23 protein-coding genes are annotated in these 22,515 nt (G+C 43.4%); 18 read left to right on the forward strand and 5 right to left on the reverse strand.

The genetic code is table 11. The annotated features are described in order from the left end of the window. Nucleotides 1-17: 17 nt before the first annotated feature. Nucleotides 18-851: a YihY/virulence factor BrkB family protein gene (locus ACZ5Q7_RS07185; RefSeq protein ID WP_343752513.1), complete on the forward strand. Its 834-nt coding sequence runs from the start codon at nucleotides 18-20 to the stop codon at nucleotides 849-851. 18 nt (nucleotides 852-869) lie between these two features. Here the strand turns inward: ACZ5Q7_RS07185 and ACZ5Q7_RS07190 are convergent, their stop codons facing one another. Next, complete coding sequence (locus tag ACZ5Q7_RS07190) at nucleotides 870-2,807, reverse strand: heavy metal translocating P-type ATPase (RefSeq protein WP_343752512.1); 1,938 nt, start codon at nucleotides 2,805-2,807, stop codon at nucleotides 870-872. A 296-nt stretch (nucleotides 2,808-3,103) separates the two neighbouring features. Here ACZ5Q7_RS07190 and ACZ5Q7_RS07195 point away from each other — a divergent pair, with 296 nt between their 5' ends. From ACZ5Q7_RS07195 to ACZ5Q7_RS07240, 10 genes are all read left to right on the forward strand, one after another. Continuing rightward, nucleotides 3,104-3,967: a transporter substrate-binding domain-containing protein gene (locus ACZ5Q7_RS07195; RefSeq protein WP_343752511.1), complete on the forward strand. Its 864-nt coding sequence runs from the start codon at nucleotides 3,104-3,106 to the stop codon at nucleotides 3,965-3,967. A 3-nt stretch (nucleotides 3,968-3,970) separates the two neighbouring features. Next, nucleotides 3,971-4,651, forward strand: a complete 681-nt coding sequence (locus ACZ5Q7_RS07200; RefSeq protein WP_343752510.1) for an amino acid ABC transporter permease — start codon at nucleotides 3,971-3,973, stop codon at nucleotides 4,649-4,651. Between the two features lie 98 nt (nucleotides 4,652-4,749). Then, nucleotides 4,750-5,142 carry an OsmC family protein gene (locus tag ACZ5Q7_RS07205; RefSeq protein ID WP_464433191.1) on the forward strand — a complete coding sequence of 131 codons (393 nt, stop codon included), beginning with the start codon at nucleotides 4,750-4,752 and terminating at the stop codon, nucleotides 5,140-5,142. Between the two features lie 114 nt (nucleotides 5,143-5,256). Next, nucleotides 5,257-6,060 carry a YfkD family protein gene (locus tag ACZ5Q7_RS07210; RefSeq protein WP_343752549.1) on the forward strand — a complete coding sequence of 268 codons (804 nt, stop codon included), beginning with the start codon at nucleotides 5,257-5,259 and terminating at the stop codon, nucleotides 6,058-6,060. 140 nt (nucleotides 6,061-6,200) lie between these two features. Continuing rightward, entirely contained in the window at nucleotides 6,201-7,511 is a 1,311-nt protein-coding gene (locus ACZ5Q7_RS07215; protein ID WP_343752508.1) for a Na+/H+ antiporter family protein, read from the forward strand. A 58-nt stretch (nucleotides 7,512-7,569) separates the two neighbouring features. Then, nucleotides 7,570-8,367 (forward strand): delta-lactam-biosynthetic de-N-acetylase, encoded by a 798-nt coding sequence (gene pdaA, locus ACZ5Q7_RS07220; protein ID WP_343752507.1) that lies wholly within the window; start codon nucleotides 7,570-7,572, stop codon nucleotides 8,365-8,367. A 687-nt stretch (nucleotides 8,368-9,054) separates the two neighbouring features. Then, a complete protein-coding gene (locus ACZ5Q7_RS07225; RefSeq protein WP_343752506.1) occupies nucleotides 9,055-11,187 on the forward strand; it encodes an ATP-dependent Clp protease ATP-binding subunit in 2,133 nt (710 codons plus the stop codon). Nucleotides 11,188-11,328: 141 nt separating this feature from the next. Next, nucleotides 11,329-12,189 (forward strand): ComEC/Rec2 family competence protein, encoded by an 861-nt coding sequence (locus ACZ5Q7_RS07230; protein WP_343752505.1) that lies wholly within the window; start codon nucleotides 11,329-11,331, stop codon nucleotides 12,187-12,189. A gap of 67 nt (nucleotides 12,190-12,256) precedes the next feature. Then, nucleotides 12,257-13,105: an SPFH domain-containing protein gene (locus tag ACZ5Q7_RS07235; RefSeq protein WP_343752504.1), complete on the forward strand. Its 849-nt coding sequence runs from the start codon at nucleotides 12,257-12,259 to the stop codon at nucleotides 13,103-13,105. Between the two features lie 15 nt (nucleotides 13,106-13,120). Next, nucleotides 13,121-13,300: a type II toxin-antitoxin system antitoxin gene (locus ACZ5Q7_RS07240; RefSeq protein ID WP_343752503.1), complete on the forward strand. Its 180-nt coding sequence runs from the start codon at nucleotides 13,121-13,123 to the stop codon at nucleotides 13,298-13,300. A 125-nt stretch (nucleotides 13,301-13,425) separates the two neighbouring features. On the opposite strand, the gene ACZ5Q7_RS07245 is transcribed toward ACZ5Q7_RS07240, so the two are convergent. Then, nucleotides 13,426-13,842: a helix-turn-helix domain-containing protein gene (locus tag ACZ5Q7_RS07245; protein WP_343752502.1), complete on the reverse strand. Its 417-nt coding sequence runs from the start codon at nucleotides 13,840-13,842 to the stop codon at nucleotides 13,426-13,428. Between the two features lie 108 nt (nucleotides 13,843-13,950). On the opposite strand from ACZ5Q7_RS07245, the gene ACZ5Q7_RS07250 reads away from it, so the two are divergent. After that, the gene (locus ACZ5Q7_RS07250; RefSeq protein WP_343752501.1) at nucleotides 13,951-14,154 is read left to right on the forward strand and encodes a hypothetical protein; all 204 of its coding nucleotides are present in this window, start codon (nucleotides 13,951-13,953) and stop codon (nucleotides 14,152-14,154) included. A gap of 279 nt (nucleotides 14,155-14,433) precedes the next feature. Here the strand turns inward: ACZ5Q7_RS07250 and ACZ5Q7_RS07255 are convergent, their stop codons facing one another. Beyond that, nucleotides 14,434-15,321 carry a TIGR01777 family oxidoreductase gene (locus tag ACZ5Q7_RS07255; RefSeq protein WP_343752500.1) on the reverse strand — a complete coding sequence of 296 codons (888 nt, stop codon included), beginning with the start codon at nucleotides 15,319-15,321 and terminating at the stop codon, nucleotides 14,434-14,436. A gap of 51 nt (nucleotides 15,322-15,372) precedes the next feature. On the opposite strand from ACZ5Q7_RS07255, the gene recX reads away from it, so the two are divergent. Beyond that, a complete protein-coding gene (gene recX / locus ACZ5Q7_RS07260) occupies nucleotides 15,373-16,185 on the forward strand; it encodes a recombination regulator RecX (protein WP_343752499.1) in 813 nt (270 codons plus the stop codon). Nucleotides 16,186-16,231: 46 nt separating this feature from the next. Here the strand turns inward: recX and ACZ5Q7_RS07265 are convergent, their stop codons facing one another. After that, nucleotides 16,232-16,891, reverse strand: a complete 660-nt coding sequence (locus tag ACZ5Q7_RS07265; RefSeq protein ID WP_343752498.1) for an SDR family NAD(P)-dependent oxidoreductase — start codon at nucleotides 16,889-16,891, stop codon at nucleotides 16,232-16,234. 91 nt (nucleotides 16,892-16,982) lie between these two features. Between ACZ5Q7_RS07265 and ACZ5Q7_RS07270 the strand changes: the two genes are divergently transcribed. Continuing rightward, on the forward strand, nucleotides 16,983-17,318 hold the full coding sequence (locus ACZ5Q7_RS07270) for a YfhH family protein (RefSeq protein ID WP_343752496.1): 336 nt from the start codon (nucleotides 16,983-16,985) through the stop codon (nucleotides 17,316-17,318). A gap of 87 nt (nucleotides 17,319-17,405) precedes the next feature. Here ACZ5Q7_RS07270 and ACZ5Q7_RS07275 read toward each other — a convergent pair whose 3' ends face one another. Further along, nucleotides 17,406-18,392, reverse strand: coding sequence for a metal-dependent hydrolase (locus ACZ5Q7_RS07275; protein ID WP_343752495.1), 987 nt, complete (start codon nucleotides 18,390-18,392; stop codon nucleotides 17,406-17,408). Between the two features lie 146 nt (nucleotides 18,393-18,538). On the opposite strand from ACZ5Q7_RS07275, the gene mutY reads away from it, so the two are divergent. From mutY to ACZ5Q7_RS07295, 4 genes are all read left to right on the forward strand, one after another. Then, nucleotides 18,539-19,609 carry an A/G-specific adenine glycosylase gene (gene mutY, locus ACZ5Q7_RS07280; RefSeq protein ID WP_343752494.1) on the forward strand — a complete coding sequence of 357 codons (1,071 nt, stop codon included), beginning with the start codon at nucleotides 18,539-18,541 and terminating at the stop codon, nucleotides 19,607-19,609. A gap of 160 nt (nucleotides 19,610-19,769) precedes the next feature. Then, nucleotides 19,770-19,946, forward strand: a complete 177-nt coding sequence (locus ACZ5Q7_RS07285; protein WP_343752493.1) for a gamma-type small acid-soluble spore protein — start codon at nucleotides 19,770-19,772, stop codon at nucleotides 19,944-19,946. Nucleotides 19,947-20,072: 126 nt separating this feature from the next. Continuing rightward, nucleotides 20,073-20,600, forward strand: a complete 528-nt coding sequence (ntdP, locus tag ACZ5Q7_RS07290; RefSeq protein WP_343752492.1) for a nucleoside tri-diphosphate phosphatase — start codon at nucleotides 20,073-20,075, stop codon at nucleotides 20,598-20,600. 105 nt (nucleotides 20,601-20,705) lie between these two features. Further along, nucleotides 20,706-22,457, forward strand: coding sequence for an ABC transporter ATP-binding protein (locus tag ACZ5Q7_RS07295; RefSeq protein ID WP_343752491.1), 1,752 nt, complete (start codon nucleotides 20,706-20,708; stop codon nucleotides 22,455-22,457). Nucleotides 22,458-22,515 lie beyond the last annotated feature (58 nt).

The raw sequence follows: 22,515 nt of genomic DNA on the forward strand, positions 1-22,515 counted from the left end.
AACGTGGGGTTGATAGAATGTGGGAGGAGATCAAGGATTTTATCCAAAAATTGTACAGGCAAATCACGAATCATGACATTTTTGGACTGGGTGCACAGCTGGCTTATTTTTTCCTTCTTTCTTTATTCCCCTTTCTATTGTTTCTGATGACTTTGGTAGGCTATTTGCCGCTCAATGACTTGGATATTATAGGCTTTATCGAAACATACGCACCCGGTCAAATAGCGGATATGATTCAACAAAACGTTCATCAGCTAGTCAATAATCAAAATGGGCAACTGTTGTCCATCGGCATTATTGGGACGCTGTGGTCTGCATCCAATGGAATAAATGCAATTATGCGCGGTTTTAACCGGGCGTATGACGTGGATGAAAATCGTTCGTTTATTGTTACGCGGTTGATTGCCATCGTTTTGACGATTGCTATGATTCTTGTCATTTTTATCGCATTTCTACTGCCTATTTTCGGAAAAGCCATTGGTGCCTACATTTTCACATTCTTTGGTGGGTCCCAACAATTTTTGCAAATATGGGAAGGTATGCGTTGGGCCATATCGTCAGCCGTTTTCTTTATCGTACTTGTGGCATTGTATAAAATGGCTCCCAATAAACGGATTTATTTTAAAAATGTGGTGTGGGGGGCCTTGTTTGCGACCGTTGGCTGGCAATTGACGTCGCTGGCATTCTCCTTCTATGTCAACTCTATTGGTGATTACTCGGCAACGTATGGAAGTCTGGGAACCGTTATTGTGTTGATGATCTGGTTTTATTTATCCGGTATTATCATTATGATCGGCGGTGTCATCAATGCCACATTGCGGCAAGAAACAATTACAGACGAAGAAAAATAGCTGTCACTCGGGTGACAGCTATTTTAGTAATCGGAGTCCGTTCAGGATAACAAGTATCGTGCTTCCTTCATGCCCAATGACACCAAGCGGCATATCGAGCAACTGTGTGAAATTGGAAATAATCAGGACAGCGATAACCGTTAAAGAAAAGATAATATTTTGCTTAATAACGCGGTTCATACGACTGGAAAGACGTAAAGCTTTCGTGATTTTAGGCAATTCGTTTTTCATCAGAACGACATCGGCTGTTTCCAATGCGACATCTGTTCCTTCTCCCATAGCAATCCCGGAATCGGCCGATGCCAACGCCGGAGCATCATTGATACCATCTCCGACCATCGCGACGTACTTATACGTTTGGCGAAGGTCTTTGATATGATCCACTTTTTCCCCGGGCAAACATTCTGATCTGAATTCATCGACGCCTGATTCGTTCGCGACCGCACTGGCCGTCTGCTCGTTGTCACCGGTCAGCATAATGGTGTGAATACCCTGGCGTTTTAATGCTTGAATCATTTTTTTGGTGTCGGTACGAATCGTGTCTTTCAGGGCATAGAGTCCCACAATTTTTTCGTTCGCTTTCACGAAAATGACGGTTTTTCCTTCGCCGGCTAAACGCTCAGCGACACCATTATGAAACAGGGATGCTTGTTCATCGCCGACAAACGATGCTTTACCGATTGTCCATGTTATACCGTTAATAACGGCTGTGACGCCTTTTCCACTTTTTGTCGTCGCTTCCTGAACACGAATGGATGACATATCCGTTTGTTTTTTGGCATGTTCGGTAATAGCCAGTGCCAGTGGGTGAGTGGATTCATTTTCAATCGCTGCCGCGGCTGTCATGATGTCTTCGCGGTTGTCGCCCGGCAGAGTCAAAAATTCTGTGACGACCGGTTTTCCGTTTGTTAGTGTACCGGTCTTATCAAAGGCGACAGTATTCATGTTGCTGAGATTTTCCAAGTGGACGCCACCTTTAAACAAAACCCCCCGTTTGGCGCTGTTGGAAATAGCAGATAACGTTGCAGGCATAATGGATGCAACGAGTGCGCATGGTGATGCTACAACCAATAAAATCATGGCCCGGTAGATGCTTTCAGAAAGCGGCCATCCGAATATGAGCGTTGGTAAAAACATCATGGCTGCCACGACGGCCAGAACGACTTTGACATAAATCCCTTCAAACCGCTCAATAAACAGCTGGGAAGGGGATTTTTCGTCCTGTGCATCCTGGACGAGTTGAATGATTTTTTGGAACAGGGTTTCGCTGGCCGGTTTCGTGATTTGGACCGTGATGGATCCATCAAGTGCCATCGTACCGGCAAAAACGTCATGGTTATTCGTTTTGCTGACAGGCACTGATTCTCCTGATATGGCACTTTCGTCGATGGCAGTGGCCCCTTTGACAATTCTGCCGTCTGCAGGGATTCGTTCGCTAGCACGGACGAAAATGGAATCCCCCGGTTGCAGCTCGGAAACAGGAACCAATTCTTCATTGCCCCCGGTGATACGAACGGCTTCTTCCGGCTGTATTTGCATCAGCGACGATATTTCACGGCTGCTTTTGTTCATCGTATACGTTTCCAGCGCCCCTGACAAAGCAAAGATAAATATAAGAATGGCGCCCTCTGTCCAGTAGCCGATAGCAGCTGCCCCGATAGCCGCAATAATCATTAATAATTCTACATTCAAATCTTTATGATGAATGGTTTCCAGAATGCCTTCCTTCGCTTTCGCATATCCGCCGATGATAAATGCGGATAAGTGAAGCGTAACCCACCATCCATTACTGATATTATTTTCAAGTAGCCATGCAGTTAAAATGAGCAATCCACTGAAAAGGGCTGCTATTATTTCAATATGCTCATGGATGCTTCTCATCTTGTCAGTGATGGCCTGTTGTTGTTTTTTTGGCGTCGATTGCTCGCATCCAAGTGTTTTTGCCTCCATTTTCATCCTCCCCGAGTAATTGATAACAATAGTCAATTTCATTAGACGGATACGATGTTTTAAAATTCATCAGTACAAATACTAAATAACAATTTAAAATAATTATTATTTAATATTAATTTTAATTATAATGTTGTTGTTATTTAAATGTCAATGATTAAGTCATAAATTCCGCTACTGATTAATGCAAAAACTTATCACATTCATACAACAATTCGTAATATTGAAGTGGGCTTGTTGCACTGTTATAATCAAGTTGAATTTTTGAAATATAACAACAGTCGGGGAAGGAGAGCAGAGTTATGTGCGTCAGGAAATGGACTGTCATACTGCTGACAGTCATGTTTGTCTTAAGTGCGTGCGGTAATAATGAGGCAGAGAGCGGAGACAAGGATAAAGAGGGTAAGAAATGGAAGGAAATCCAGGACGCCGATGAAATCGTTGTCGGCACACCGGGCACGTTAGTCGCTTCCTCATACTATGAAGGAGAAGGCAAAAGCAAAGAACAGCTGACAGGGTATGAAGTGGAAGTGATGCGGGAAATCGGCAAAAGGCTGAATTTGGATATTACATTTGAAATCATCGGCTTTGACAGTGTGCTGTCTGCTATCAAGAGTGGACGAATTGATATGGCAGGGATGGGCATTACAGATAAGCGAAAAAAGACATTTAATTTCACGAATCCTATAAAATATTCGTATACGACCATGGTGGTTAGAGACGATAACTACTCCGGCATACATAAACTGGAGGATTTAGAAGGAAAAGTAGCCGGGGGAGCGTCTTCCACCGTTTACAGTCAAATTGCCCGGAAATTCGGCGCAAAGGTGAAAACCTATGGCAATGCACCCAATGAAGCTTACCTCCGGGATGTGAATAATGGTAGAACCGATGTCGTTATTAACGATTATTACCTTTCCAAATTCGGTGTTGCTGCTTTTCCGGAATTCGATATCACGCTGCACCCGGAACTGAAATTTCACCCGACAAGGAAAGGGATCGTTATGAAGGATGGTGCCGATAAACTTCAGGAAAAAGTGAATCAAGCCATAGCGGATATGCGGGGGGATGGGACCCTGACAGAATTGGCCAAAAAATTCTATGACGAAGATGCTTCAAAAAAACCTGAAGGCAATATCCGGGAAATAGAAGGATTGGATTTTTAAACGATGAACGGATTGGATTTTGGCGGTGTTTTTGACGTACAATTGGCATGGGAAAGCCTGCCATTTATACTGCGAGGATTGCCAGCAACAATTGGTATTGCAATGGCCGGGATGGCACTTGGCATGGTTTTGGGACTGTTTCTCGCTTTAGCCCACAGCTCCAGACACATCGTTTTACGGTGGCCGGCACGCCTTTACATTTCGTTTATGCGCGGAACGCCGATTTTAGTGTTTTTGTTTATCCTTTATTTTGGTCTTCCGTATCTTGGAATAGAGTTGGGAGCGATAATGGCGGCATCGCTCGGTTTTGGATTGAACAGTGCTGCCTATATTGCAGAGATTGATCGTTCCTCCTTGAATAGTATTGATGATGGCCAATGGGAGGCAGCGACATCTCTTAATATAGGATACTGGAAAACGTTATGGTTTATTATATTGCCACAAGCTGCCCGAATCGCCATTCCTCCATTGACCAACGTGTTTATGGATTTAATGAAAGCAACGTCACTGGCGGCGGTTATTACGGTTCCGGAGTTGTTTCAACGGACACAGATTGTCGTCGGCAGAGAATTTGATGCCATGACACTGTATATAGTTGTTGCCTTAATTTATTGGCCGATCTGTGTGCTTATATCGTTTGTGCAAGATCGCCTGGAAGCCAAGTATAGCAAGTTTGTTTCGTGAAGGTATGGCGGTCAATACAAAACGTTTTTAGAAAACAAGAATGTCGTGTACGATAAGAAAAAGAGAACATAAAATTGGTTGATAAAGGAGCGAAAACTATGGAACTTTATTCAAAAGACGAGGGTATGCGCATTGATCTTGGTTACGGACAATTGGACATATCCGGTGATGAAACATATGGATTCCGCCCATTTCAGTTGATGGTTGCATCCATTGCCGGGTGCAGTGCGTCCGTTTTCCGTAAGATACTGGATAAACAACGGGTAGACGTTGAGGAACTGGTCATTCAGACTGACGTGGAACGCAACCCGGATGAAGCGGATCGGATCGAGAGAATTGATCTGCACTTTGTTATTAAGGGGCAGCATTTGGATGACGACAAACTGTATAAAAATCTAGCTCTCGCAAGGAAAAACTGCTCCATGGCACGTTCGGTTGAAGATAGCATCACCATCAATGAAACGCTGGAGACCATTGAACTGAGCCGCTGATAATAATGAAGTATAATAGTCATGTGTCCGTAAAAACTACCATTATCATGTCAATCGTCTGAATCCGTGCACAAGGCAATCATTGAGAAAGGGATGAGACACATAATGGGACACATGAAACCATGGACATACGTCATCATGGCATTAACTGTTGTACTTGTATGTCCTATTAGCAGCGCAGCCGAAGAAAAAAATGATGAAACGTCGGAAGAAAAATCGGAAGTCGACGTGCCCAGCCACGTGTTGACCATTTCCAAGGAAAATACACACCCGAACGTGATTGAAGAGCAAAAAGTCGTGGAACCGAGTAGTCTGACAAAAGAATTAATTGAAGACTCGGACGTGACGATTACCAATCCTGACTTGATCAAAATGGTGAATGAAACATCGATCAATCCTTCCCCATTGGCTTTCGGCTATCGGGGAATGGTGTATATCGGTCGGTGGCCGCTGCACTACAAGTCAACAGATACAACTATGAATTGGGAGTACCAGCCCATTAATACGAATGAATTAAACAATCTGAGCGGCGATTCGGAAAAAACATTGCATTATAATCAAAAGGAACAGAAGAAAGTAAACGGCGCCCTGACGAACAAAATAGCCAACCCGCACGATATTAAGAAAATGATGCTGCTGAAGGCGAAAGAAAAGGTGGAGCTTCCGCTGGCTTTTTCCACAGTCATCGGACAAAACACGAAGAAAGATGACCCGTACCGTGTTCCATCGAAAAAATTGGGTAAATTGCAGGCTTATGCACCGGCCGTAAGTGAAAAGGGACAAGTAACATTCGGCGAGGTGTACGTTCAATTGAAAGGGCATGACAAATCGATTGTCGTTAAAAATGTGACCAAGCAGGATATAGGTGCCTGGGTGCCGGTTCAGGATTATATTTCTCTCTCTTTTCAGTTGCAATAAGTATGAAACCCCTCGGGTAACACATCCTGTGGGGTTTTTTCGATTCAAAAATGAAAAAATCGACAGATGGGTTGATTTTGCCACTTCAATACTTTATCATGATAAAGTATTAGAGAAAAGACTGGAGAGGGGAAATACAGATGGCGTGGGTTGTTGTTATAGCCGTATTAGTGCTAACGTTTCTTAGTTTGCTGAGAGTGAATGTCATTATTTCTATTATTATGTCTGCCATAACAGCAGGACTGCTATCCGGGCTTAATGTGATTGACTCGATTGAGTTGATGGTAAACGGTATGGGGGATCAAGCGAAAACAGCCCTAAGTTATATTTTGCTTGGCGCGTTTGCTGTCGCCATTAGTTATACAGGAATTACAACTATATTAGTCAATTTTATCATCAGAGTGTTAACTGGTAAGAAAACGATGATGGTGTTGGCTATCGCTGGAATTGCGTCATTATCACAAAATCTCGTTCCGGTGCACATCGCATTTGTGCCAATTTTAATTCCACCGTTATTAAAACTGTTTGATGAAATGAAAGTGGATCGCCGGGGTGTGGCGACGGCATTGGCGTTTGGGTTGAAAGCGCCCTATGTCATGATTCCATACGGGTTTGGCCTGCTTTTCCATGAAACAATGGTGGAAGGAATGACTGAAAATGGGGTCAATATAACGACTAGCGAAACGGCACTTGCCATGTTGATCCCGGGATCCGGTATGGTCGTTGGTCTCTTAATTGCCATTTTTATTACATATCGAAAAGACCGCGAAGCGATCCCTGGAGCAGGTGGCTCTGAATCGAATGTTGCTGTTCCACAGGCAGAAAATGTCACGTTTAATAGAAAACATGGCTTGACACTGGTGGCCATTGTCGGGGCGCTGGCTGTGCAGATTGTTGTTAAAAATTTAGTTGCTGGCGCACTGACAGGACTGATTCTCATGTTCGTGCTGGTCGCTGTTCCATTCCGAAAAGGTGAGCAAGTCATGGCTGACGGAATTGCCATGATGGGGCAAATCGCTTTTGTTATGTTGGTCGCTGCAGGGTTCGGCAATGTTTTAACTGAGACCGGTGCGGTGGATGCACTTGTGAAAGCGACATCCGGATTTTTGGACGACAACCAGGCGTTAATCGCCATTATATTACTTCTCGTTGGACTGATCGTCACAATTGGTATCGGTTCGTCGTTTGGAACGATTCCGGTTATAGCTGCGCTTTATGTGCCTATCTGTTTGGCAGCCGGATTTTCCACGATGGCAACAGCCGCACTGATTGGCACAGCTGGCGCGCTTGGCGATGCTGGTTCACCCGCTTCGGACAGCACACTCGGACCGACATCGGGTCTAAACGCCGACGGAAAACATCATCACATATGGGATACATGTGTTCCGACATTCATTCATTTTAACATTCCATTAATTCTGTTCGGCTGGGTTGCTGCAATGGTTTTATAGGAAGAATAAAAACGATTGTTTCAGGTGAAAGTAAGGAAAAAGTGAAATGGGGTGCGCTATGCAAAACTGGATGGCTGCGATTATAACCATTATGGTTTTCCTTGCCTTTTCGCCTTATCAACCCGGTGTCCATGCCCAGAGTGGGTATGGATGGGGGTTTAATAAAAATGATGATCATGAACTTCCTGATATCGGAAAATACAAACAGATGCTCGAGGGAAATGATGCGTATTATGCGGATGAATCCGGAGAAAAGAATATATATCTCACGTTTGACAACGGATATGAAGAAGGCTACACCGATGATATTCTTGATGTATTAAACAAACATCATGTCCCAGCAACATTTTTCGTAACCGGACAGTATGTGGACAGTGAGCCGAACCTTGTTAAACGAATGGCGAACGAGGGCCATATTATCGGAAACCATTCTTATCATCACCCGGATTTCACGACTGTCACCAAAAAGACGATGCGCAAGGAACTCGAATCAGTGGAAAAGGAAGTGGCGAACGTTTCCAACCAGGAGGAGATCAAATACTTGCGTCCACCTCAAGGGACGTTCAATGAAAAGACGCTCAAGTGGTCAAACGAACTGGGTTACATTAACATATTTTGGTCATTGGCATTTACAGATTGGGATACCGATGATCAACAAGGATGGAAATACGCGTATGACAAGATTATGGAACAAATACACCCGGGAGCGCTCATCCTTCTTCATACCGTATCGTCGGATAATGCCAAGGCTTTGGATAAACTGATCACCGATTTAAAAAATGAGGGATATCAATTTAGAAGTCTTGATCATTTGGTGTTAAAAACGATGCTTCCACGTCCCATTTATGGTTATTGATTTTTTAAGAGGAAAACCAAAAATGGTCGAATCGATGATCAAACAGAAATGAAGAAATAACAGAGGGGTTGGGACAAAAGACGTTTAGTCAAATAAAAATCCGAACTATGATTCGCAAAAAAATCTGAATCAGTTCGGATTTTTCGTTTAGCGTAGGAAAAAACACGGAGACTCCTGCGGGATGAAAAAGCCTAGATGAGACCCCGCAGTGCGATAAGCACAAAGCAAAGCTTCCATGAGTAGGCTTCGACCTGCGAGGAGCGTAGGCTTCGACGAATAAGCTTGCAACGCGACGAGCACGAGGAGGCTTATCAGCGCCCGCGGCAAAGAAGACACTGTGAAAGCGACCAAAGGAAGCTTGAACAGATGTCGCGCTTGTGCCTGGCAAGGTGAAAGCGCAGTGTTTTTCCGGAGCGGTGACTACGTCTTAACTATATTGTTCGTGTTTAGAAGTGATTTGTTTAATTATGTCCTATCCCCATATCCGCTCTATGTTTTAATTCGCGTGAAGAAAGGGAAACATGAAATACAGCACTTCTCAACATGTAGCAAAATTTTTTTATAAAAAATAAGCAAAACCTCTTGAAAGTCAAAGAAGGTCAGAGTACAATAACAATTGAAAGGTCAAAGAAAGTCAAAGTCAAAGTTTCATATAATGACCTTTATACCATAAGGGAGGAATCAGATATGCAATGTCAAAATTGCGGTATTCGCCCAGCAACAATAAATATGTCTATGCAAATGAATCAACAACGTATGACGATGCATCTATGTGAACAATGCTTTCAGGAGATACAAAATAGTATGATGAGCGGTGACTTTAGTCAAGGTCAGCAAGGAAATAATGCGGCAAACTTCTTCCAGGGCAATGGCAATCAAGGTCAAGGATTCACTGGAACGAAAACGAAACAGCAATCCGGTAACGAGGACAGTCTACTGGAACAAATGGGGAAAAATGTTACCCATGAAGCCAGACAAGGCATGATTGACCCGGTCATCGGGCGCGATAATGAAGTGAAACGTGTGATTGAAACATTGAATCGCCGCAATAAGAACAACCCGGTTCTGATCGGTGAGCCTGGCGTAGGTAAAACCGCTATTGCGGAAGGACTTGCACGACAAATTACCGAGGGCCAAGTTCCAGCCAAATTAATGAACAAAGAAATTTATTTGCTGGATGTGGCATCTCTTGTTGCTAACACGAGCATGCGCGGACAATTTGAAGAACGCATGAAGCAACTCGTTTCAGAATTGCAGGAGCGTGACGATGCTATTGTGTTTGTCGATGAAGTACATCTGCTGGTCGGCGCAGGCACAGCGGAAAGCTCCCAAATGGATGCCGGCAACATTTTGAAACCAGCCCTTGCACGTGGTGATTTGCAGCTGATCGGTGCAACGACATTGAAAGAATATCGTGAAATCGAAAAAGATGCCGCTCTTGAACGTCGCTTTCAACCGGTAATGGTGCACGAACCATCCGAAGACGATACGGTTGCCATCCTTAACGGTATTAAAGATCGTTACGAGCAATTTCATGAGGTGCGCTATTCCGACGAGGCTATCCGTTCATTCGTCATTTTGTCCAAGCGTTACATTCAAGACCGCTATCTGCCGGATAAGGCGATTGACTTGATGGATGAAGTCGGCTCACGATTGAACCTGGACAATGCGGAGAAAGATTCGGACTCCATTCAGAACCGGATGAACGAGATTGTCCGTGAAAAAGAACAAGCAGCAGAACAAGAAGATTATGAACGGGCTGCCCATTTACGTTATCAGGAAATTCAGCTACAGAAACAGCTTGATAAAGCAAAAGACGAACAGCAGGATATCGATGTCGACATTTCTGATATTGAATTGATTGTGGAAGAAAAAACGGGCATCCCGGTCACCAAACTGCAAGCGGATGAACAGAAGAAAATGCGTGATCTGGCAGAACAACTTGGGTCAAAAGTTATCGGTCAGGACGAGGCTGTACAGAAAGTAGCCAAGGCCGTTCGTCGCAGCCGTGCTGGACTGAAATCAGCATACCGTCCTATCGGTTCGTTCCTGTTCGTTGGACCAACCGGTGTCGGAAAAACCGAATTGACCAAAGCTCTTGCTGAGGAACTGTTCGGCACCCGCGACAGCCTTCTCAGACTTGACATGAGTGAGTATATGGAAAAACATGCCGTCTCGAAAATCATTGGTTCGCCACCCGGATATGTAGGACACGAAGAAGCCGGTCAATTAACGGAAAAAGTTCGCCGCAATCCGTACTCCATTATTTTGCTAGATGAAATTGAAAAAGCCCATCCGGACGTACAAAACATGTTCCTGCAAATTATGGAAGACGGACAACTGACCGACTCGCAAGGTCGTACGGTAAGCTTTAAAGAAACCGTGCTTATCATGACAAGCAATGCCGGAACCGGCGAAAAACAAGTGAACGTTGGCTTCAATCGGGATGAGCATGACGCTGTTTCAACAATGGAAAACTTAAGTGCATACTTTAAACCAGAATTTTTGAACAGGTTCGACAGTATCATTCAATTCAACGAACTGGAAGAAGACAGCTTGCTGCATATTGTAGATCTGATGCTTGCCGATCTTGAAAAAACAATCGAAGAAAATAACATCTCCATTACCATCACGGATGAAGCGAAACACGAACTCGTCAACCTTGGCTATGATCGCCGTTTTGGAGCACGTCCATTGCGTCGTGTCATCCAGGATAAAATTGAGGATCAGCTAACAGATTTGATTCTGGAAAACGATGACATCAGTTCTGTTGAAGCATACGTTGATAATGGTGACATTGTTGTTGCGAATAACACCTAATAGGTTACAACATGGAAAGCCGCTGACTCGTTCAGCGGCTTTTTGTATAGCCTGTTTAAAAATCTTATATGACTGCGTTGGTTATATAATACGCAAATCGTGAAAAAATAAACGAAACAGCTATTAAAGGATGCCTCTATCATGCAGCGAAACGTATTCATGATCATTGTTATTATCGTGTCAACGATAACCATACCTATCCCTTTGCACGCACAAGAATCAGATTTGGATGTCCATTTCATTGATGTGGGTCAGGGAGATAGTATACTGATTGAAACGCCATCCGGTAAAAACATTCTCATAGATGGTGGGCGTCCCAAAGCCGGCAAAAAGGTCGTGACCTTCCTAAAGAAACAAGGTGTCGGCAAAATCGACTTAATGGTTGCAACCCACCCGGACATTGATCATATTGGCGGACTGATTACGGTTATGAAAACATTTGAAGTCAAGCGAATGTTGGATATCGGGAAAATAAATTCAACCAAAACCTATGCTAGATACGTCAGCCAAATCATCAGACAGCAAATTCCCATCGAAATTGCCGAACGGGATGATCTTATAAAAGTCGATTCGGAGCTGAAAGTCCGCATTTTAAACAGCCATACCGGATCGAAAACAGCAAATCAATCATCTATTGTTATGAAAATGACATTCGAGGAAACTGACTTTCTGCTTATGAGTGATGTGGAAAAAAAGCAGGAAAAAAAATTAATGAAAAACTATAATCTCGATTCAGACATATTAAAAGTAGCGCATCACGGTTCCCATACAAGCACAGGATTAAAATTTTTGCGTGAGGTGACACCAGAAGCAGCCATTCTCACTTATGGTCAAAAAAATAAGTTCGGCCATCCGGTGGACCGTGTTATGGACAACTTACGCAAAGTGAATACAGCTATTTACCCGACGGCGATGTTTGGAACCATCACGATTCGCACTGATGAAAAAGGATTTGTCATTATAAACGAAAAAAGCCCGACTAACTGGTTAGAGACCGGTTGATCAAGCATTTACAAAAATAGACAAATCTGATATCATTTTTATATTAAAAATGGAAAGGTGTGTCGGGATGGTTCGTGAAAAAGAAGCGTGGATGATGAATGGGTTTGTGGGGATTTTGGCTATTATAGTTCTGCTCGTTGTTACGGTTTTGAGTTTTTTTGAGACGTTTTTTATTCTGGGTGCTATCAGTTTGATCATTGCCATTGTACTAGCCAGTGGTATAACACTCATTCAGCCGAATCAGTCTGTGGTTGTTATTTTCTTGGGGCGATACATGGGAAGTATCCGTCGGGAAGGTATGGTCATTACTGTACCCTTCTCTTTAAGGCGGACGGTTTCGTTGCGCGTCCGGAATTTTAACAGTAAACTTCTTAAAGTCAATGATGTGAATGGCAATCCGATTGAAATCGCTGCTGTCACCGTGTTTAAAGTGGTCGATGCTGCCAAAGCTGTTTTTGATGTGGAGAATTACGAAAGCTTTGTCGAAATTCAGAGTGAGACAGCGGTTCGTGCTGTTGCCACGAATTACCCCTATGATACCTTTACAGAGGACGAAATGTCGCTGCGTGGCAATGCGGATGAAGTGTCCCATCAACTGGCCAAAGAACTGCAGGAACGACTGACGGTTGCAGGGGTTGAAGTGATGGAAACCCGCTTGACACATCTTGCGTATTCAACCGAAATCGCCCAAGCGATGCTGCAACGTCAGCAGGCAAGTGCCATTATAGCGGCACGAAAACAAATCGTCGACGGGGCTGTTGGCATGGTGGCGGATGCCATTGCACAGCTGGAGAAAGATGGCGTGGTTGATTTGGATGAAGAGCGGCGTGCGACCATGGTCAATAATTTGATGGTATCGATTGTTTCTGACAATGGTACACAGCCGGTTATCAATACGGGATCTCTGTACCAATAATGAATGAGGGTTTGGATGGCTAAAAAAAAGAATTTCCCATTAAGAATCGATCCGAAACTGTACGACATTTTACAAACGTGGGCGAAAGATGAATTTCGGAGCGTTAATAGCCACGTGGAGTTTTTATTGCGGGAATCGGCCAAACAAGCAGGCCGCCTCCCTGAATCACAAGATAAAAAAATAGGCGAAGATTAGAGAACCCCCGCACATAATAAACGTACGGGGGTTCTCTGCGTGTGTTGAATTTTAATAGCAAAAATCATTTCACCGGCATGAACGTACTGTGGTTATCGTCATTTATCGTTGAGAGCATTAATCGATTACATTCGTTCCAGCTCATCAATGAAGGTTCCGAGCATATTATGTACGGAATGCTGTTTCTGGACAGGCAAGGTTCGCATTCGAAACAAGTATTGTTTTAATCGGGGATTTTCCATTATATATTGAACAAGCTCCACAGCTTCTTCATCGAATGATTCTGTTTTTGAGCTGTACATGCGCTTGAAGTCTCTCAACAAATCGTCCCGAAAAGAATGATGTCCGACAAGATGATCAATCGTCACTCCAAAAAGGTTACTCAGTTTCAACAATGATTCCAAATCCGGGGTGACTTTGTGCGACTCCCAGCGAATAATGACGTAACGGGAAATGTGGAGCTGATCAGCCAGATATTCCTGTGTCCATCCATTCTGTTCGCGTAAATATTTAATATTATAAGCAATCTTTTCCAAATTCATAGTATCACACTCTATAACATGATGAACCAATAGTCCACATCATGGTGGATACATAAATCCTATCATGATTGAGAGGCGGAAAAGTCTGGTGGAGACGTGGTAAGCTGCTTGCTTTTGTATCATCAAACGGTGACATGCCTAACAAAAGTAATGATCCTTCGGGCTATGTTTTATGAAGAAGACTTTGAAATTGAGATTCTATTGGAAAATACCGTGATTATTTATGTCTGGAATATTGGAAAAAAACAAATTTGGCAGGCTGCACTGGAATTTGAAACAGCTCGTATACGAGTGGGATACGGGTTTGGGTAAGTACAAAAATGACGTAAGAACAAAGGCATATGAGGTATTAAGTTATACACAGGATTATGAACATAATTAAGGTGCGCCGTATAAGTCATCAACAAACTTGTACACATTATCCACAGAATTACCGATATTCACCCACATAAACATTGTGTATAATTCGAACTGATACATACCTATTCATGGCATTAATCCACAGTTGCACACAAGTTTGTGGATAAATTGTGTATAAAACAAACAAGGGAGTCACAAAACACCATGTGACTCCCTTGTTAAGAGGCCTGGTTATGCTTCTGTTTCCCGCAGTGCTTCTTCCAGGTGTGGATAGGAAAAGTGGTATCCATGTATTTCAGCTTTTGACGGCAGCACGTATTGTCCATGCGTGATCAACATGCTCATGTCACCAAGTATGGTGCGAATGGCTGGCGCGGGAGTCGGTAGCCAATAGGGACGTCGCATCACATGGGCAAGTGTACTCGAGAAATCCTTATTGCGTTTGGGATTCGGAGCTGTAACATTGATCGGACCATTAATGGATGTGTTTTCCAAACAAAATTGAATCATGCCGACGACATCGTCTATATGAACCCAGGATAGCCATTGATCACCGCTGCCAATTTTCCCACCGGCAAATAATCGGACCGGAAGCTTCATAAGTGGCAGAGATCCTTCTTGGCCAAGCACAATCCCAAACCTGGTATATACTGTGCGTATGCCAAGCTGCTCTGCTTGCTTCGCGGTTTCCTCCCATTCATGAACCACCCCGGCGAGAAAATCGTCGCCCGGTTGATCCGTTGCTTCGGTAAAAATCATCTTTTGTGACGTTCCGTAAAACCCAACCGCCGAACCGTTAATAAAAACGTCAGGCTTTTGTTCCATTTGTCCCATCATGTGGATAACGTTTTGCGTCGTGTTGATACGGCTCTTGTGGATGGCCGCTTTTTTCGCTTTGGTCCAGTAACCGAACAGGGAATCACCAGCAAGATTAATAACAGCGTGAATAATCGGCAATTTATCCACAGGGTTGTCATAGTTGATAAAAGACACCATCATCGTATTTGTGTGCTTATCCGGAGATCTAGAGACAATATAGACAGCGTGTCCCTTACGTGTTAATGCTTCGGTTAAATGTCGTCCGACAAAACCAGTTCCCCCGGCAATTAGAATATTCAAATCCATCACCCCATTCATGATATAATATGTCGGGAAAGGAGAGAGACACTCTTGGCGAAAATTTCCCGTATTACGACGCAAAAAAAACATACAGACCGTTATAATATTTTTCTGGACGATGGGCAAAAGGAGACGTATGGCTTCAGTGTTCATGAATCAGTACTGGTCGAACACCGTCTGCATAAAGACATGGAATTGAGTGAAGCACTCATGACAACACTCATCAAACAAGATACGTTCCATAAAGCCTATTCCCTAGCAATCCATTATTTAAGCTACCGGATGCGGACAAAACAAGAAATCCGGGACTATCTGGCAAGAAAGGAAACCGATGATGATCATATCGATGCCATTATGGAAAAACTTGAATCCCATGGTTTGACAGATGACAAGCAGTTCGCTGATGCGTTTGTCCGTACCCGTATGAACACGTCCAACAAAGGGCCCGGGCTTCTGAGGCAGGAACTGTTGGAAAAAGGGGTGGAAGGTGCCATTGCATTAGATGCCGTCGGTCAATATACGTATGAACAGCAATTCGACAAAGCTATGAAACTGGCAACGAAAAAGCGGAAGACCACTGGCAGTAAATCGTTTAGCAGCCAGCTCCTCCAGCTTAAGGGAACGCTGATTCAAAAAGGATTTTCCCACGATGTTGCTCACGACGTCATAAGTGAAATTCAGGATGACAAAGACGATGACGCTGAATGGCAGGCACTGGTAACGCAAGGTGAAAAACTGCTCAACAAGCATCGAATCAAGCTGGACGGGTTCGCCCTTCGTAATAAAATGAAGGAAGCGTTATATCGAAAAGGTTTTACAATTGATATGATTAATCAATTTATCGAGCAGGAACTGGACGGATGAACGATGATGATTCAGCTGCATAAAAAAGCGTCTGCCCTGTCTTATGTTATGAGTCAATCGTGATGTCTTTTCTGCCGTTATCTTCATTAAAAATTTGTCTGGCAACAACATTCGGGTCTTTTAAACGTGACGGGTCGTCCACATGGCTGGAGTTATTCCAGAATGGTGTGTTCATGCCGCCCACGTAAACTGCTGTAATGGCGATCGGGTCATTTTTCCATTCGTTTTGCAGGCTTTCCGTGAAGCCTTTAATCGCAAATTCACTGGCACTGTAAATGGATTCATGATTTTTTCCGGTCAGTCCGGCAGTGGAGATAATCGACAGAATACGACCTTGGCTGGCGCGAATGAGCGGCAATGCTGATTGAACACACAAAATGGTGCCTTTCACATTCGTTTTCAACGTTTTGTCGATATCATTAATGGTGTAATTTTCAACAGGTCCGAAAAGACCGATGCCCGCATTGTTAATCAATATATCCAGCTCACCGATCTGCTGAAAAGCAATGCTGACGGATGCAGGTTCCTGCACATCGCAAAGGATTACTTCCGCATGTCCGCCTTGTCTGATAATTTCAGTCCTGACTAAGTGTAAATTGGTATCGTTGCGACCCAGCAAAAACACTTTGCAGCCGTTCGTGCTGTATTTTAGGGCTAGCGCCCGTCCCAAACCGCTTCCGGCTCCGGAAATGGCTACTGTTGTCATGTTTTTTCCCCTCCTTGAGCAAAGTGTTATTATTTTTATTTTGCTGGATAATTGCTAAAATGTAAACTGAAAATGGAAGGAGAATACGTAAATGGATGTACGATATAGTGATTATACAATTGAACAGCTGCGTGCGGAAGTTGGGAGACTGAAAGAGAAAGCGCAAAAAGCAGAACAATTTGGAAATATAAGTGAAGTGGCGATTAATGAACGGAAAATGCAAATGGCCTTGGCGTATATGCTGAATCCGGATGACTTTAAGCCATACCACGTTTATGAATTACAAGGAGATCCGGGTCATTCTTTTAAAATTAATTATATTAATGGTGTGTTCGCGTGGGGGCATCGGGTTAATTTGCTGAATGACGTATATGAAAAGGAAGAGGCATTACCGATTTCCCTGCTTGGAGACGAGGTGACGGAATAAACGTCCGCAGCATTGGAAAACAAATGAAAAACCGGCCATACAGCCGGTTTTTCAGTCGTCATCCTCTGAAGAAGATGACCGATCGTTTCAAACGGGATAGTCACCAACGTCCAGTTTGTTCTGTAGTTTTTGTTCGGAAAAAATCCATCCTGTATAGGAATTTAAGACACGCGAGTTATCATCAATTTGTACGACGGCAACAAATGGATAGCGTTCATTGGACCGGTAGCGCAGATCAATAAAGCGAACTTCTGTATAGTCGTCATACTCATTGACCTCCCATCGATATACCGGGGAAAATGACAGGAAAGCCGCAATGTTTTTATCATTTTGGGCTAGCCGGAAGAGTTGAGTGTCCGGCAGTGGAATCCGTTTGAACTCATCGAGTATTTCAATATGGCCATCCTGCACGGTCCCGACGTAAAAGTCGTTTGTCGTGGTGATGGCAACCCGCCAATGGTTTTGTTTAATGGTGGGTGATGTGACAATTTGTATGCTGTCCGGAAAGTGATCCTGAATTTTTTTGACAATTTCCCGTTTATCCATATACCGCTTCACATAGTACAAAATAATGACCGCATAAATGATGGCCCAAGTATAACCGGGATTGGACCCGAGCAGCCACGCAACGATTCCGCCGATGTGAAGAAGAAAAATGTATGGATCGAATGTGTTGATGGCACCGTGAGCCACCCATTTTCTTGTAAAAGGTCGATACGCTTGGGTTCCATATGCGTTGGGGATATCGACAAGGACATGCAATACGACAGCCAGCGCTGTCCACGCCCATAAGTGAAGCAGGCTGACACTAGGTGTAAACAAATGAATGATGCTTGCGAGAACGATTCCCCACATGATCACAGCGGGAATGGAATGGGTAACGCCGCGATGATGCCTTATATACGTCGCATTATTTTTAAGCTTTAAAACAGTGTCAAAATCAGGGGCATGGGAGCCTATGATGGTTCCAGCCAATACAGCCTGAAATAGTATAGGATCTTGCTGCACGGTGGGGTCTAATGTTGCCAGACCGCCCAGCGCCACTCCCATGACGATATGGGTTGCTGTGTCCATGAGCGGCAGCCCTCCTTGTTCTGCGTCGGAATAGCAAGTACGTTCGATGTATGGAAAAATTGATAACTGACATATCATTCAGTGGGGATTCTTTTCATCCCCTTGGTCAAGGAATATTTTAATTGTAACATAGAGGATGTATCAAAATGACTGATAAAACTTTACTATATTTTAACATATCCGGTTTTCAAAAAGCATTGATTGAATGGTATCGCGCCAATAAACGGGATCTGCCGTGGCATGCAGACAGGGATCCATATAAGATTTGGGTTTCAGAAATTATGTTGCAGCAGACTCAAGTCGATACCGTTATTCCTTATTTTCAACGGTTTATGTCGAAATATCCGACGGTCCAGGATTTAGCAGAGGCGGACCAACAGGATGTGTTAAAAACGTGGGAAGGTCTGGGATATTATTCCCGTGCCCGTCATCTGCAAAACGCTGTTCGTGATATTGTCACAAATTATAATGGCAGAGTTCCAGATGATCCGAAAGAATTGGGATCGCTGCAAGGTATTGGACCATACACAAAAGGAGCTATTTTGTCGATTGCATTTCATCAACCCATACCTGCTGTGGACGGAAATGTCATGCGTGTTTTGGCACGCATCCTTAATCTGGACGATAATATAGCCAAATCAGGAACCAAAAAGAAAATGGAACAATATGTCGAACCCCTTATTTCTCACGAGGATCCATCGTCCTTTAACCAAGGAATGATGGAACTGGGAGCCCTTGTATGCACACCGAAAGAACCGTTGTGCATGTTCTGCCCGGTGCAGGAGTATTGTCGCAGCTTTCATGCAGGCACCCAACACGAATTGCCTGTCAAATCCAAACAAAAAAGCAAGAAAACCATTCCTTATGTTGTGCTTCTTATTCAAAATGGCAATGGTGAATATGTGATTGAAAAGCGCCCCGATCATGGATTGCTTGCCAACATGTGGCAATTTCCCATGGTACCGATGAATGATGTTGGATATGATCATATTGAGCAATGGTTCCGTATGGAGTATGGTATGGACTTGACACTGCATAGGAAAAAAGGGGCACAGAGTCATGTGTTCTCGCATCGTATTTGGCAGATGGAAGCGTACACGGCTTCAACAGGCGATTTGCAAACAGCAGATAAACGGATTCAATTTATCAGCCATCAAGCGCTGAGTGACTACCCGATTCCTGTACCACATCAAAAAATGATGGCATATATGGATTAATGTAGGAACCAGGAGCCTGTCCAAAATTTTTTATATTATATGCGGCGATTCGGTTGTTCATTCGATTCCATCTGATTCCTCCGACAGTTAATTTTAACAATATGATTGACGGATAGTACGTTCAGTTACGGGCAAATTAATGGACGTGGAGGTGATACAAATGGCTCAAAATCAACAGCCAAACAAAACGGTTTCTGGCACAAACGTACAGCAAGTAAAAAAGCAGAATCAAAAAGCACAACAAGGACAAAGCCAGTACGGTACTGAATTTGCTTCCGAGACGGACGTACAGGAAGTAAAGAAACAAAATCAACAATCTCAGCAGAAGAAAAAATAACGCAGCCACCCCCCAAATTTTTAGAGCTTCCTTTTCAGGGAGCTCTTTTTTCATATCTCTTTCTTATATGTTGCATGAAACGTATAATAGGGCATAGCAATGGAACGGAATGAAGGAGCGATATGGATGGACGGACCTCACGCAGGAGAAACAATACAGATACATAGCTATAAGCATAATGGTCAATTGCATCGAGTTTGGGAACAGACGCTTGTATTAAAAAGTACAGATATGGTTGTCATTGGGGCTAATGACAAGACAACCGTACGAGAGGGTGATGGGCGCTCATGGATAACGAGAGAACCTGCTATTTGTTATTTTCACTCGAATTATTGGTTTAACGTGATCGGTATGTTGCGAACAGACGGCGTTTATTATTATTGCAATATCAGCTCCCCTTTTGTTTATGATACCGAAGCATTGAAATACATTGATTATGACCTTGATGTCAAAGTGTATCCGGACATGACGTTCGATTTATTGGATGAGGATGAGTATGCTGAACATAAGGAGCAAATGAATTATCCCGTTGTCCTGGATCGCATTCTTAAACGAAATGTTGACCATTTATTACGGTGGATCCGGCAACGGCATGGGCCATTTGATCCCGATTTCATCGATCAATGGTATGAACGATATTTAACCTACCGTTGATGAGTTCAATTGATTGAACAACATTGATTAAGGACTTATAATGCATGAATGGCCTAGTTACGATGGCAGCAAGGTTTTAACCATAGATGTAAGGAATTGACGTGTATGAGCAATATTAAACAATATTTGCAGTTTGTATGGCCCTATAAGTGGAAGATTTTGATTACCGTTCTCGTTGGTATTGTAAAGTTTGGCATTCCCCTTCTTATGCCGCTCATTTTGAGATATGTTATTGACAACATTATCAATGCGGAAAATATGACGGATGCAGCTAAGCTAGAACAATTGTTCTGGCTCATGGGCGGAGCGTTTGTTATATTTATTATCGTACGTCCGCCGGTTGAATACTTTCGACAATATTTGGCGCAATGGATAGGTAACACAATCCTTTATGACATCAGGGATAAACTGTTTGACCACATACAAAAATTGAGTCTCAGGTTCTATTCTCAGACAAAAACCGGCGAAATTATTTCCCGGGTAATACATGATGTCGAACAAACGAAAACATTTGTCGTAACTGGACTAATGAATGTTTGGCTGGATATGATCACAATTTTGATTGCTGTCGGTATCATGCTTACAATGGATGTTAGTCTAACCATTGTCGCCATTATTTTGTTTCCATTTTACGGCTTTTCGGTCAAGTTTTTTTACGGAAAACTCAGGCGTCTGACACGAGAACGCTCCCAGTCACTGGCTGAAGTACAAGGGCATTTGCATGAACGTGTGCAGGGCATTCCAGTGACGAGAAGCTTTGCACTTGAAGATTATGAACAGGATCAATTCGATTCACGAAATGAAAATTTCCTGCAAAAAGCATTAAATCATACCGATTGGAACGCAAAGACATTCGCAGTTATGAACACGATTACCGATTTGGCGCCATTATTAGTAATCGCGTTCGGCGGGTATCAAGTGATCAACGGACATATCTCCGTTGGTGACATGAGTGCATTCGTCCTCTTTATGGAAAGGGTGTATAGTCCGCTTCGCAGGTTGATTAGTTCGTCCACGGTATTGACACAATCCGTGGCCTCAATTGATCGTGTCTTTGACTTAATGAATGAATCGTATGATATTGTCGATAAACCGAATGCTGAAAAGCTTGACACGGTTGAAGGTCAAATTGATGTGGATCATGTATCATTTAAGTACGAAGACGAAGATGCTGATGTATTAAAAGATATATCCCTTCATATTAAGAGCGGTGAAACGATAGCCTTCGTCGGTATCAGTGGCGGTGGGAAATCAACACTTGTGAGCCTGATTCCCCGATTTTATGATGTGAGCAGCGGCTCCATTAAAGTGGATGGAACCGATATTCGTGACGTGCAGGCACGTTCGTTGCGTAACAATGTTGGGATGGTTTTACAAGACAACATCCTTTTTAGTGAATCAATTGCTATGAATATCCGCATGGGGAATCCTGATGCAACCGATGATGACGTTGTCACTGCAGCAAAAGCAGCCAATGCGCATACGTTTATCAAAGAGCTTCAGGATGGCTATGACACACAGGTTGGCGAACGTGGAGTCAAGCTCTCCGGTGGTCAGAAACAGCGTATTGCGATTGCCCGCGTGTTCTTGAAAAATCCGCCAATTTTGATTTTTGATGAGGCAACATCCGCCCTTGATCTGGAAAGTGAGCATATTATCCAGGAAGCTCTCGAGCGGCTTGCCTCGGACCGGACGACCTTTATTGTGGCACACCGGCTGGCAACGATCACCCATGCTGACCGGATTGTCGTCATTGAAGAAGGTGAAATCAAGGAAATGGGCTCTCATTCGGAATTGATGGGCCAAAAAGGTCATTATTATAATTTGTATCAGGTTCAGAATTTGGATGACCAATGATAAGGACACACAAGACAAATGTATGAAATCAAAAAATCCGAACGATGATTCGTCTTGA

This window comes from Lentibacillus halophilus (genome assembly GCF_055395055.1).